General features: G+C 67.7%; 11 protein-coding genes. All 11 read right to left on the reverse strand.

Annotation, left to right across the window (positions count from 1 at the left end):
* The 11 genes from metK to pyrR all read right to left on the reverse strand — a co-directional run bounded on the left by metK (position 1) and on the right by pyrR (position 12472).
* Complete coding sequence (gene metK / locus E3O46_RS04030; RefSeq protein ID WP_134448744.1) at positions 1-1194, reverse strand: methionine adenosyltransferase; 1194 nt, start codon at positions 1192-1194, stop codon at positions 1-3.
* 46 nt (positions 1195-1240) lie between these two features.
* Positions 1241-2455 carry a bifunctional phosphopantothenoylcysteine decarboxylase/phosphopantothenate--cysteine ligase CoaBC gene (gene coaBC / locus E3O46_RS04035; protein WP_134560068.1) on the reverse strand — a complete coding sequence of 405 codons (1215 nt, stop codon included), beginning with the start codon at positions 2453-2455 and terminating at the stop codon, positions 1241-1243.
* A gap of 37 nt (positions 2456-2492) precedes the next feature.
* Entirely contained in the window at positions 2493-2750 is a 258-nt protein-coding gene (gene rpoZ, locus E3O46_RS04040; protein ID WP_134448746.1) for a DNA-directed RNA polymerase subunit omega, read from the reverse strand.
* A gap of 53 nt (positions 2751-2803) precedes the next feature.
* Positions 2804-3724, reverse strand: coding sequence for a guanylate kinase (gmk, locus tag E3O46_RS04045; protein WP_134448747.1), 921 nt, complete (start codon positions 3722-3724; stop codon positions 2804-2806).
* The gene (gene pyrF, locus E3O46_RS04050) at positions 3717-4583 is read right to left on the reverse strand and encodes an orotidine-5'-phosphate decarboxylase (RefSeq protein WP_134561217.1); all 867 of its coding nucleotides are present in this window, start codon (positions 4581-4583) and stop codon (positions 3717-3719) included. Before pyrF ends, gmk begins: the two co-directional genes overlap by 8 nt.
* Positions 4583-7870 (reverse strand): carbamoyl-phosphate synthase large subunit, encoded by a 3288-nt coding sequence (carB, locus tag E3O46_RS04055; protein ID WP_134448748.1) that lies wholly within the window; start codon positions 7868-7870, stop codon positions 4583-4585. Before carB ends, pyrF begins: the two co-directional genes overlap by 1 nt.
* Positions 7870-9006, reverse strand: coding sequence for a glutamine-hydrolyzing carbamoyl-phosphate synthase small subunit (carA, locus tag E3O46_RS04060; protein WP_134448760.1), 1137 nt, complete (start codon positions 9004-9006; stop codon positions 7870-7872). The genes carB and carA overlap by 1 nt, the downstream gene beginning before the upstream one ends.
* A 94-nt stretch (positions 9007-9100) precedes the next feature.
* Positions 9101-9649, reverse strand: a complete 549-nt coding sequence (locus tag E3O46_RS04065) for a PH-like domain-containing protein (protein WP_134448749.1) — start codon at positions 9647-9649, stop codon at positions 9101-9103.
* A complete protein-coding gene (locus E3O46_RS04070; protein WP_134448750.1) occupies positions 9642-10982 on the reverse strand; it encodes a dihydroorotase in 1341 nt (446 codons plus the stop codon). The genes E3O46_RS04065 and E3O46_RS04070 overlap by 8 nt, the downstream gene beginning before the upstream one ends.
* Positions 10983-11933, reverse strand: a complete 951-nt coding sequence (locus tag E3O46_RS04075; protein WP_134448751.1) for an aspartate carbamoyltransferase catalytic subunit — start codon at positions 11931-11933, stop codon at positions 10983-10985. It lies immediately after the preceding gene.
* The gene (gene pyrR / locus E3O46_RS04080) at positions 11930-12472 is read right to left on the reverse strand and encodes a bifunctional pyr operon transcriptional regulator/uracil phosphoribosyltransferase PyrR (protein ID WP_134448752.1); all 543 of its coding nucleotides are present in this window, start codon (positions 12470-12472) and stop codon (positions 11930-11932) included. Before pyrR ends, E3O46_RS04075 begins: the two co-directional genes overlap by 4 nt.
* Positions 12473-12496: the final 24 nt, after the last annotated feature.

The following is a 12496-nucleotide window of genomic DNA, read 5'->3' on the forward strand; positions in this document are numbered from 1 at the left end:
TCAGATCCCGGAGGCGCTTCTCAGCTCGTCGACGCGGTCCAGCCTCTCCCAAGTGAACTCGGGGAGCTCGCGACCGAAATGACCGTATGTCGCCGTCTTCTGGTAGATCGGGCGGAGCAGGTCGAGGTGGTGGATGATCGCGGCCGGTCGCAGGTCGAAGACCTCGCGGATCGCCGCGGTGATCTCCTTGTCCGGCAGTGCCCCTGTTCCGAAGGTCTCGACGTAGAGCCCGACGGGCGCTGCTTTGCCGATCGCGTATGCGACCTGGATCTCGAGCCGTTCGGCCAGCCCGGCTGCCACGGCGTTCTTGGCGACCCAGCGCATCGCGTAGGCGGCGGAGCGGTCGACCTTGGACGGGTCCTTGCCGCTGAAGGCGCCACCGCCGTGACGGCTGGATCCGCCGTAGGTGTCGATGATGATCTTGCGGCCGGTGAGTCCGGCGTCGCCCTGGGGGCCACCGATCTCGAAGCGGCCCGTCGGGTTGATCAGCATGGTCAGGCTCGAGGAATCGAGTTCGACGCGGGACAGCACCGGGCGGATCACGAGCTCTTCGACCTCGGCGCGAAGACGCTCCGTCGTGACGGAAGGGGCGTGCTGGGTGGACAGGACGACGGTCTCGACGGTGCGCGGGATGATGCCGTCGTAGCCGATCGTGACCTGGGTCTTGCCGTCGGGGCGGAGGTAGTCGAGTTCGCCGGACTTGCGGACTTCGGCGAGGCGTTCGGCGAGGCGGTGCGCGATCCAGATCGGGATCGGCATGAGCTCGGGGGTCTCCCGGGTGGCGTAGCCGAACATGATGCCCTGGTCCCCGGCACCCTGGCGGTCGTAGTCTTCGGCACTCGCCTGTTCGCGGTGCTCGAAGGCGTCGTCGACGCCCTGGGCGATGTCGGGAGACTGGCCGCCGATGGAGATCTCAACGCCGCAGGAGCGGCCGTCGAACCAGACGTCGGAGGAGTCGTAGCCGATGTCGGTGATGCACTTGCGCACGATCGACGGGATCTCGACGTACGCTTCCGTCGAGACTTCGCCGGCGACGTGGACGAGGCCGGTCGTGACCAGGGTCTCGACGGCGACGCGGCTGTTCGGGTCCTCGGTGAGGAGGGCGTCGAGGATGCTGTCGGAGATCTGGTCGCAGATCTTGTCCGGGTGACCTTCGGTGACGGATTCGGAAGTGAAGAGGCGAAGATCGCTCATCTGGCCTGTCTCTGTGTCGTTGGTAGAAAAGTATGGATGGAGGGGATCAGCCGAGTCCGGCGACCACAACGTCAAGGATGCGTCCGGCCACCGACATTTTTGTCCCCGCGGCCTCCGCCACTATAACTCCGGCAGAATCGAGGATCCGAACCTCGTTGCGTTCCGCGGCGAACCCTTCGGTCCAGCCGACCCTGTTGAGAACAAGGTAGTCGCAGCCCTTGCGCGCGAGCTTCTCGCGGCCGAGGGAGAGGAGCCGGTCGGGGTCCGCCTCCGTCTCTGCCGCGAATCCGATCACGAGCTGACCGGTGGTCTTCGCCGCGGCGAGGCCCGCGAGGATGTCCGGGTTCCTGACGAGTTCGAGGGTGAGGGTGTCCCCCTCGTCGTCTTTCTTGATCTTGTCGCCGCGGACCGTGGCCGGGCGGTAGTCCGCGACCGCTGCGGCCATGATGACGGCGTCCGCGCCCGCAGCCGCGTCGGTCACGGCGGACTGGAGTTCGAGTGCGGTGCCGACGAGGCGGGTCTCGATGCCCGCGGGTACCGGGATCTCGAGGTTCGCCGCGATGAGCACGACCGACGCTCCCCGCGCGGTGGCGGCTTCGGCGAGGCGGACGCCCTGCTTGCCACTCGATCGATTGCCGAGGAAGCGGACGGGGTCGAGGGGTTCCCTGGTGCCGCCGGCTGTGATGACGATGCGCCTGCCGGAGAGGTCTCTGGCCGGGGTTCCCGGGTGAAGGGCGGCGAGGGCCGCAGCGACGATGACGTCGGGTTCTTCCATCCGGCCGGCACCGGAATCCGATCCGGTCAGGCGTCCCACGCCGGGGCCGACGACGATGACGCCGCGGTTCCGGAGGGTCTGCACGTTGTGCACGGTCGCCGGGTTGTTCCACATCTCGGTGTGCATCGCCGGGGCGATCACGAGTGGCGCGGTGCTCGCGAGGATCGTGTTGCCGAGCAGGTCGTCGGCGAGGCCGGCCGCGAGCTTGGCGATCGTGTTCGCCGTCGCAGGGGCCACCACGATCAGGTCCGCCGACTGCCCGATCGCGACGTGGCGGACTTCGGCGACGCCCTCGTAGAGGTCGGTGTGCACCGGGTTCCGGGAGATCGCCTCGAGTGTCGGCCTGCCGACGAAGCGCAGGGCCGCTGGGGTCGCCACCACGTGGACGGAGTCCCCGAGCAGCACAAAAGCGCGCACGATGTTGACCGCTTTGTACGCGGCGATGCCGCCGGTGATTCCGACGACGATCGTGCGTCCTTGCGACATCCTGCGCGCTTCTGGTGTGCTTCTGGTCTGCTTCGTGTTACTCGACGATCGGTCGGGAAACGAGCTTGTCTTCGTTGATTTCGCGGAGGGCGACGGAGAGCGGCTTGTCGTCAACGGTCGAGTCGACGAGCGGTCCGACGTTGTCGAAGAGGCTGCCTTCGTGCAGGTCAGCGTAGTAGTCGTTGATCTGACGAGCGCGCTTGGACGCGAAGATCACGAGCGCGTACTTGGAGTCGACCTTGGTGAGCAGGTCGTCGATGGGCGGGTCAATGATACCGGTGGGCTTGTTGGCCAAGGTGGCACTCCTTCAGAGCGTTTGCGGCGAGTAGACGGATAAGTCGGAGTGCGTTAAAGCAGCGAGGGTGCTTTACGCAGATTCATCAAGTCTACGACTTCCCGGGCCGCCACATTGACCTCCTGGTTGACCACACGGAAATCGAACTCGTCCTGGGCCGCCAGCTCGAGCTTCGCGGTCTCCAGGCGGCGTGCCTGTTCCGCGGGGCTTTCGGTGCCGCGGCCGATGAGGCGGCGGACCAGTTCATCCCAGCTCGGCGGAAGCAGGAAGACCATTCGCGCTTCGGACATGGCCGCGCGCACGGAGCGTGCGCCCTGAAGGTCGATTTCGAGGAGGACGCTGTGTCCGCTCGCGAGTGCCTGTTCCACGGGCTCGCGAGGGGTCCCGTAGCGGAAGGCATTGTGGACGACGGCCCACTCGAGCAGCTCCCCCGACGCGACCATACGGTCGAATTCGGCGTCGGAGACGAAGAAGTAGCTCTTTCCTTCGACTTCGCCCGGCCGCGGGGCACGGGTCGTCGCCGACACGGAAAGATGCACATCGGGGTAGTTCTCGCGGATATAGCCGGCGACGGCACCCTTACCGACCGCCGTCGGCCCGGCGAGCACGACGAGGTGTGCGTCGGTGGATCCACGACGGGACACGGTCCGGTTCGCGAGGAATTCGCGCAGGCGGTCGCGCTGGTGCTTGCCGAGGCCGCCGAGCCGTTTGGACGGCGAGATCTCGAGCTGGGTCATGATCCGGCGCATCTTCGTGACACCGATGGCCGGGATGCTGACGAGGAACTCCGTCGCGCGCAGGCGTCCTTCGACGCCGTCCGGATGCTCGATGGCGGCAGAGAGCACGGCAAGCGGCGTGCGCTTCCCTGCTGCGATCTCGGCCTTGACCGCTGCGCGCGCTCGGCGCGCTGCCACGGCTGCGCGCGATGCGGCAACCCGATCGACGTCTGGTGGGGTAGGGCGATTCTCAGCCACGGGCCGCTCCTGCTTCAAGTACTCGGCGTGCGATCGCCTGTCCGATTCGTTCCGGGCCTGCTGACAACACGCTACGAGATTCACTCACTATTACGGAATGAGCGTACCCCCCAAAGAGGTTTCCCAGATCAGCGACATGCGCACCCTGGTGACCAAATCCGGGAGCGAGGATCGGGGTGGCTCCTCCGACGGGTGCAACCGAGAGGTCGAGGCCGAAATCGGCGAGGTCGAGTGTCGCACCGAGCACGACGCCGATCGAGCCGAGCCGACCCGTTCCCCCCGCCCTCGCGTTGCGTTCGGCGACGTCGTCGAAGACGGCACGGGCCACTGTGGCACCGGCGTGCGGGCCGTCGGGGACGCGGGCGCGCTGGATGGCGCTCGCCTCCGGATTCGAGGTTGCCGAGAGCACGAAGAGCCCCTTGCCCGCAGCGGCGGCCCGTTCGAAGACGGGCTCGAGCGAACCGACGCCCATGTACGCGTTGACGGTGATCGCATCCACTTCGAGCGGGGAACCGGGGGTGAGCCAGGCCTCACCGTACGCAGCGACGCTCGTTCCGAGATCGCCGCGCTTCACGTCCGCGATCACGAGCAGTCCTGCTGCGTGGGCATCCGCGAGCACGCGTTCGAAGGCGAGGTACCCCCGCGACCCGAAACGCTCGTAGAAGGCGAGCTGGGGCTTGATGAGGCCGACCCTGCCTGCGCACGCGGCGACGACGAGACGCCCGAAGGTCTCGGCGCCGTCAGCGGTGTCCGGCAGGTTCCAGTCCGACAACAGCCAGGCGTGGGGGTCGATACCCACGCAGAGCTGGCCCCACCGGCCGAACGCGGCCTCGACACGGTCGCCGAACGTGGCGTCGATCACAGGGCGGCTTCCCGCGTGAGTGCATATTCCTGGAGCGATGTCACCTCGAACCCGCCTCGAATCGCGTCGATGGATGCGACGGCAGCGCTGAGCTCCGCGATCGTCGTGAACAACGGCAGGTCCGCGGCGACGGCCGCCGCCCGGATCTCGTAGCCGTCGGCACGGGCGGTGCGACCGCCGGGGGTGTTGATGACGATCTGAACCTCTTCGCGGCGGATCAGCTCGACGATCGACGTGTCTTCCTCATCGTGCTTCTCGCTGAACTTCGTGACGACCCTCGCGCGGATTCCGTTGCGCTGCAACACCTCCGCGGTGCCCTCCGTGGCGGCGATCTCGTAGCCGAGCTGCTGCAGGCGCAGCATCGGCAGGATGATCGCACGCTTGTCGCGGTCGGAGACCGAGACGAACACGGTTCCGCTGAGCGGGATTCCACCGTACGCGGCGAGCTGGCTCTTGGCGAAGGCGCGGGGGAAGTCACGGTCGATGCCCATCACCTCTCCGGTCGAGCGCATCTCCGGGCCGAGCACGGAATCGACGACGTGGCCTTCCGGGGTGCGGAACCGGTTGAAGGGAAGCACGGCCTCCTTCACGGCGACCGGCGATTCCATCGGGACGCGGGAGCCGTCGATGAGCGGCAGCTTTCCACTCGCCTTGAGTTCGGCGATGCTGGTTCCGACCATGATGAGCGCGGCGGCCTTGGCGAGGGTGATCCCGAGAGCCTTCGCGACGAAGGGCACCGTGCGGGAGGCCCGCGGGTTGGCCTCGAGCACGTAGAGCACGCCGGCCCCGATGGCGAACTGCACGTTGAGCAGGCCGCGCACGCCGATGCCCTGCGCGATCCCGAGGGTGGCCTCGCGGACCCGGTTGATCTCGGCACGGCCGAGGGTCACGGGTGGCAGGGTGCAGCTCGAGTCACCGGAGTGGATGCCGGCTTCCTCGATGTGCTCCATGACGCCGCCGATGTACAGCTCGGTGCCGTCGTAGATCGCGTCGACGTCGATCTCGATGGCGTCGTCCAGGAACCGGTCGACGAGCACGGGGTGCGACGGGCCGATGATGCCCTGGCCCTGCATCCGCTCGAAGTAGTCGGCGAGGGACAGGGAATCGTAGATGATCTCCATGCCGCGGCCGCCGAGCACGTAGCTCGGGCGGACGAGGACGGGGTAGCCGATCTCCTCAGCGACGACGACGGCACCGGTGAAGTCGGTGGCGACGCCGTTGCGGGGGGCGAGCAGGCCGGCCTCGTCGAGGATCTTCGAGAACAGGCCGCGCTCCTCCGCGAGGTCGATCGCGGTGGGCGAGGTGCCGAGGATCGGGATTCCCTCCGCCTCGAGCCCCTTCGCGAGCCCGAGGGCCGTCTGGCCGCCGAGTTGCACGACGACGCCGACGAGTTCGCCGCTCTGGCTCTCCGCGTGGATGACCTCGAGCACGTCCTCGAGGGTGAGCGGCTCGAAGTAGAGCCGGTCGCTCGTGTCGTAGTCCGTCGAGACGGTCTCGGGGTTGCAGTTGATCATGATGGTCTCGTAGCCGGCCTCGGAGAGGGCGAACGAGGCGTGAACACACGAGTAGTCGAACTCGACGCCCTGGCCGATGCGGTTCGGGCCTGAGCCGAGGATGACGACCTTGCGGCGGTCGCTGGGGACGACCTCCGTCTCCTCGTCGTAGCTCGAGTAGTGGTACGGGGTCAGGGCGGGGAACTCCCCCGCGCAGGTGTCGACGGTCTTGTAGACCGGGCGCACGCCGAGGATGTGTCGGACCTTGCGGACATCCGCTTCGCCGAAGCCGCGGAGCTCGCCGATCTGGGCGTCGGAGAAACCGTGGTCCTTCGCGGTACGGAGGATGTCCATGTCGAGCCGTTCGGCGGCGGCGACGTCTGCGGCGATCTCGTTGATCAGGACGATCTGGTCGATGAACCACGGGTCGATCTTGGTGGCTTCGAAGACCTGATCGATCGTGGCGCCCTTGCGGAGGGCCTGCTGAACGGTGACGATGCGGCCGTCCGTCGGGATCGAGGCAACCTCGAGGAGTTCCTCGAGCGTGCGGGTCTCCTCACCCCAGTGGAAGGACGATCCGCGCTTCTCGAGCGAACGCAAGGCCTTCTGCAGGGCGGATGCGTAGGTGCGGCCGATCGCCATGGCCTCGCCGACGGACTTCATGGTCGTGGTGAGGCGCGGGTCTGCGGCGGGGAACTTCTCGAACGCGAAGCGCGGGACCTTGACCACGACGTAGTCGAGGGTCGGTTCGAAGCTCGCCGGGGTGACCTGGGTGATGTCGTTCGGGATCTCGTCCAGGCGGTAACCGAGGGCGAGCTTCGCCGCGATCTTCGCGATCGGGAAGCCGGTGGCCTTGCTCGCGAGGGCGGACGAACGCGACACGCGCGGGTTCATCTCGATCACGATGATGCGCCCGTCGGCCGGGTCGATCGCGAACTGGATGTTGCAGCCGCCGGTGTCGACGCCGACGGCACGGATGATGTCGATGCCGATGTCGCGGAGCTTCTGGTACTCGCGGTCCGTGAGGGTGAGCGCGGGGGCGACGGTGATCGAGTCACCGGTGTGCACGCCGACCGGGTCGACGTTCTCGATCGAACAGACGACGACCGTGTTGTCGGCCGTGTCGCGCATCATCTCGAGTTCGTATTCCTTCCAGCCGAGGATGGATTCCTCGAGGAGGACCTCGGTGGTCGGGCTCTGGTGCAGGCCGTCGCCGACGATGCGGCGCAGTTCCTCTTCGGTGTACGCGAATCCGGAGCCGAGGCCGCCCATCGTGAAGGAGGGGCGCACCACGAGCGGATAGCCGAGGTCTTCGGCGAAGCCGATGGCCTCATCGACGGTGTGCGCGATGTGCGAGCGGGCGACGTCTGCGCCGGCGTCGAGCACGAGCTGCTTGAAGATCTGGCGGTCTTCGCCCTTCTGGATGGCCTCGAAGGACGCTCCGATCAGTTCGACGTCGTACTTCTCGAGGATGCCGCGCTCGTGCAACTGGATGGCCGCGTTGAGCGCGGTCTGGCCGCCGAGGGTCGGTAGGATGGCGTCGGGGCGTTCCTTCGCGATGATCGTCTCGAGGATCTCCGGAGTGATCGGCTCGATGTAGGTCGCATCCGCGAAGTCGGGGTCCGTCATGATCGTGGCCGGGTTCGAATTGACCAGGATGACCCTGACGCCCTCTGCGCGCAGCACGCGGCAGGCCTGGGTTCCTGAGTAGTCGAATTCGCAGGCCTGGCCGATGACGATCGGCCCGCTTCCGATGACCAGGACGCTGTTGATATCGTCGCGCTTGGGCATTACTTGGCGTCTCCTGCTCCGGTGGCCGCCGTGTGGGCGGTCACCATGTCCCTGAACCGATCAAAGAGGTAGTTGGCGTCGTGCGGGCCTGCCGCAGACTCGGGGTGGTACTGCACGGAGAACGCGGGGATGTCGAGGCAGCGGATGCCTTCGACGACCTGGTCGTTCAGGCTGTAGTGGCTGACCTCGACGCGGCCGAAGCCGGTGCGGGAGTCGCTGACGCCTTCGATCGGCATGTCCACGGCGAAGCCGTGGTTCTGCGACGTGATCTCGACGCGGCCGGTGGTCTTGTCGAGCACGGGCTGGTTGATGCCGCGGTGGCCGAAGGGGAGCTTGTAGGTGCGGAAGCCGAGCGCCCTGCCGAGGAGCTGGTTGCCGAAGCAGATGCCGAAGTACGGCACGCCGGCGCGGAGGACCTCCTGCAGCAGGGTGACGTGCGCATCGGACGCCGCAGGATCACCGGGTCCGTTGGAGAAGAAAAGCGCGGTCGGATTGAGCGAGAGCACGTGCTCCGCCGTGACCGACTGGGGCAGCACGAGCACTTCGAAGCCGCGTTCGGCGAGGTAGTTCAGCGTCGACGTCTTGACGCCGAGGTCGAGCACCGCGACGGAGCCGATCCGTTCGCCCTTCGCCGGAATCTGGAACGGTTCGACCGTCGACACCTGGTCTGACAGGTTGCGGCCGCGCATGGGGGCGCCGCCGCGGACGAGTTCGAGCTGCTCGCCTGCCGACAGGTCGAAGGCGGGCCCGGAGAAGATGCCGCTCTTCATGGCGCCGGCCGAGCGGATGTGCCGGGTGATCGCCCGGGTGTCGATGCCGCTGATCCCGACGACCTCGTTGTTCGTGAGGTCCTCGTCGAGGGTGCGCGTCGAGCGGAAGTTCGAGGCGATCCTGGCCGGTTCGCGCACGATGAACCCGGCAACCCAGATCCGGGAGGATTCCATGTCCTCGTCGTTGGCCCCGGTGTTGCCGATGTGCGGGGCGGTCATCAGGACGATCTGGCCGGCGTACGACGGGTCGGTCAGGGTCTCCTGGTAGCCGGTCATTCCGGTCGCAAAGACGATCTCGCCGAGGGTCTGTCCTCGGCTGCCGTATGCGTGGCCGACGAAGCGCCTGCCGTCCTCCAGGACGAGCACGGCGGGAGCCGTGGTCGGCGTGGTGGGTGTCTCCGGTGTCGTCGGTGTCGTCTCGTCGGGTGCCGCCTGGGCCTGGGCCTCGGTGTCGCTCACGCTACGCCTCGCTTTCGTCGTGCGCGTCCGGGTGCAGGGCACCCGCCGCTTCGGTTCGGATCGACGCGCTCACGCGGGCGCGGTCGGTGGGGTCAAGGATGCGGAAGTAGCTGTCGACGACCTGACCTGCGGCATCCGCTTGCGGCTGGAGGCGCCAGCGGAGCAGGAGCAGACCGCCGGTCTCGACGGCGCGGTCGATGGTCCAGGTGGCGTCCTCGAGTCCGGTGACGGCCGCCATCGGGATGAAGACCGGGTTCTCGCCGACGAGATCGAGCAGAACGCCGGTCCCGGTCACGGTGACCAGGGCGCGGGCCCGAAAGCCGAGGCCGCGGATGTTCAGGCGTTCGAGCTGTCGGCCTTCCCGTGTGGTCGCGACGTAGAACGCTTCGGCCGTTGCGAGCACGGCATCGGCCGATTCCGGTCCTGGGAGCGGGTAGCCCGCGGCCAGCGCGGCATCGCGGCGGGTGCGTGCACGCCAGCTTCGGAGCATGAGCGCGAGCACGGCGACGAGGACCAGACCGATCAGGATGGCGGGGATGGTGCTATCCATGCTGGGGTTCCTCTCGTCCGCCGAGTTCAGCGGGGGCCCTGAGGACCCCGTCGAGCACGGTCGCCGTGCCGCGGTGGAAGACGGCGACGACCCGACCGGGCAGGGTCATCGCGAGGTATGGCGAGTTGGTGCTCTTGCCGGCGAGGTCGTCCCTGCCGAACTCCCGGCTCGCTGCCGGGTCGTAGAGGGTGACGTTGGCGGGGGCGCCGACCTCGAGCGGCCTGCCCTGGCTCGCGAGGCGCCCGATCCGTGCCGGGGTGGCCGAGAGCACCCGGGACACGTCCCGCCAGTCGAGAAGTCCGGTGTCGACGACGGATGCCTGCACGACCGAGAGCGCGGATTCGAGTCCGACCATCCCGTTGGCGGCCGCATCCCATTCACAGTCCTTGGACTCGACGGGGTGCGGGGCGTGATCGGTTGCGACGATGTCGATCGTGCCGTCGGCGAGGCCGGCGCGGAGGGCGTCGACGTCTTCGCGGCGGCGCAGCGGCGGATTGACCTTGTAGCGGGCGTCGTAGCCGCGGACCAGGTCCTCGGTGAGGAGCAGGTGGTGCGGGGTGGCCTCCGCGGTCACGTTGATGCCGCGCGCCTTGGCCCAGCGGATCACGTCGACGGCGCCTGCTGTCGAGACGTGGCAGACGTGCAGGCGGCTCCCGACGTGCTCGGCGAGCAGCACGTCGCGCGCGATGATGGATTCCTCGGCGACGGCAGGCCAGCCGGCGAGGCCGAGTTCGCTCGAGAGTGCGCCCTCGTTCATCTGGGCCTTCTCGGTGAGGCGCGGTTCCTGGGAGTGCTGGGCGATGACGCCGTCGAAGGCCTTGACGTATTCGAGGGCGCGACGCATCAGCAGCGGGTCGGAGACGCAGAAGCCGTCGTCGGAGAAGACCCGGACCCGGGCGCGGCTGGTCGCCATGGCGCCGAGCTCGGCGAGCCGCTCCCCCGCGAGCCCGAGGGTGACGGCGCCGATCGGCTGGACCGTGACGTACCCGGCCCGTTCACCGAGGGCGAGTACCTGTTCGACGACGCCGGCGGTGTCCTGCACCGGCGAGGTGTTGGCCATTGCGAAGACGCTCGTGAAGCCGCCGATCGCGGCGGCCTGGCTGCCGGTGAGGATCGTCTCGCTCTGCTCGTAGCCGGGTTCGCGCAAGTGGGTGTGCAGGTCGACGAGTCCGGGAAGGGCGACGAGGCCGTCGGCGTCGATCACCGTCGCGCCGGCGTGTGAGAGCGCGGTGCCGATTTCCTGGATGCGACCGCCGAAGAGCAACAGGTCGGTGCGGGTGCCGTCGGCGAGGCTCGCGTTTCGGATCAGATAGCGGGTGGCCGTGTTGTTCATTTAGCTTTCCTCCCGGTCGCCCGACATGAGCAGGTACAGTGCCGCCATACGTATCGAAACACCGTTCGCGACCTGCTCGAGCACGGTCGATGCGGCCGAATCTGCAGCGGCTGAGGAAATCTCCAGGCCGCGGTTCATCGGGCCGGGGTGCATGACAATGCTAGTCGGCGCGAGCCGGGCGAAGCGCTCATCGTCGAGTCCCCAGCGCCGCGAGTACTCGCGGCTGTTGGGGAAGAAGGCCGCATTCATGCGTTCCTGCTGGATCCTGAGCATCATGATCACGTCCGGCCCTGCGTCGATCGCGTCGTCGAGATCGAAGCTCACCGCCGCCGGCCAGCCGGTCATGTCCATCGGGAACAGGGTGGGTGGCGCGACCATCGTGACGTCGGCTCCGAGCGTCGTCAGCAGCCACAGGTTGGAGCGCGCGACCCGCGAGTGCAGCACGTCGCCGACGATGGTCACCGTGACGCCGTCGAGGCCTTTGCCGCGCGACGCGGTTTTGTGCAGGCGACGGCGGATGGTGAACGCGTCGAGGAGCGCCTGGGTCGGGTGTTCGTGGGTGCCGTCCCCGGCGTTGATGATGCCGGCGTCGATCCAGCCGCTCGTCGCGAGTACCTGGGGGGCACCGGATGCCGGATGCCGGATCACGACGCCGTCTGCGCCGATCGCGGCGAGCGTCTGGGCGGTGTCTTTGAGGCTTTCGCCCTTCGAGACGCTCGAGCCCTTGGCGCTGAAGTTGATCACGTCAGCGCTCAGGCGCTTCGCGGCGGCTTCGAAGGAGATCCGGGTGCGGGTGCTGTCTTCGAAGAAGAGGTTCACCACGGTCTTGCCGCGGAGTGTCGGGAGCTTGCGCACCTCGCGCGTGGAGACATCCGCCATGTCTTCTGCGATGTCGAGGAGCGTGATGGCGTCGTCGCGACTGAGGTCCTTGGTGGAGAGCAGGTGCTTCATTCTGCGCTCCCCCCGTCGATGCTCACGAATTCGTCGCCGTCGACCTCGAGGAGGTGCACGTTGATGCGTTCCTCCGTCGAGCTCGGGAGGTTCTTCCCGACGAAGTCCGCGCGGATCGGCAGCGCCCGGTGGCCGCGGTCGACGAGGACTGCGAGGCGCACGATCGCGGGACGGCCGTGGTCGCCGAGAGCGTCAAGGGCCGCGCGGATGGTGCGGCCGGAGTAGAGCACGTCGTCGACGAGCACCACAGTCGCGCCGTCGATGCTCGCGGGTACGAGGGTGCGGGACGGTGTGCGGGTGCGGGTGTGGGCGAGGTCGTCGCGGTACATCGTCACGTCGAGGGAACCCGAACTCACGGGTGCCGCGGCGGGTTCGATCCGCTCGATGATGTCGGCGATCCGCCGGGCGAGTGCAACGCCCCTGGTCGGGATGCCGAGGATGACGAGATTGTCCGGTCCCCGGTTGGACTCCAGGATCTCGTGGGAGATCCGAGTCAAAGCCCGGGTTATTTCAGCCTGGTTGAGCACAATGCGTGACAAAACGAAGGCCTCCTTCCCCGCCTC

Source organism: Cryobacterium glucosi (genome assembly GCF_004402235.1).
In the GTDB taxonomy this organism is placed as follows: Bacteria; Actinomycetota; Actinomycetes; order Actinomycetales; family Microbacteriaceae; genus Cryobacterium; species Cryobacterium glucosi.

What these genes read in the sequence shown, in the direction of transcription:
- metK (WP_134448744.1), bottom strand. Translation starts at nt 1,194, where the DNA reads ATGAGCGATCTTCGCCTCTTCACTTCCGAATCCGTCACCGAAGGTCAC.
- coaBC (WP_134560068.1), bottom strand. Translation starts at nt 2,455, where the DNA reads ATGTCGCAAGGACGCACGATCGTCGTCGGAATCACCGGCGGCATCGCC.
- carB (WP_134448748.1), bottom strand. Translation starts at nt 7,870, where the DNA reads ATGCCCAAGCGCGACGATATCAACAGCGTCCTGGTCATCGGAAGCGGG.
- E3O46_RS04065 (WP_134448749.1), bottom strand. Translation starts at nt 9,649, where the DNA reads ATGGATAGCACCATCCCCGCCATCCTGATCGGTCTGGTCCTCGTCGCC.
- E3O46_RS04070 (WP_134448750.1), bottom strand. Translation starts at nt 10,982, where the DNA reads ATGAACAACACGGCCACCCGCTATCTGATCCGAAACGCGAGCCTCGCC.
- E3O46_RS04075 (WP_134448751.1), bottom strand. Translation starts at nt 11,933, where the DNA reads ATGAAGCACCTGCTCTCCACCAAGGACCTCAGTCGCGACGACGCCATC.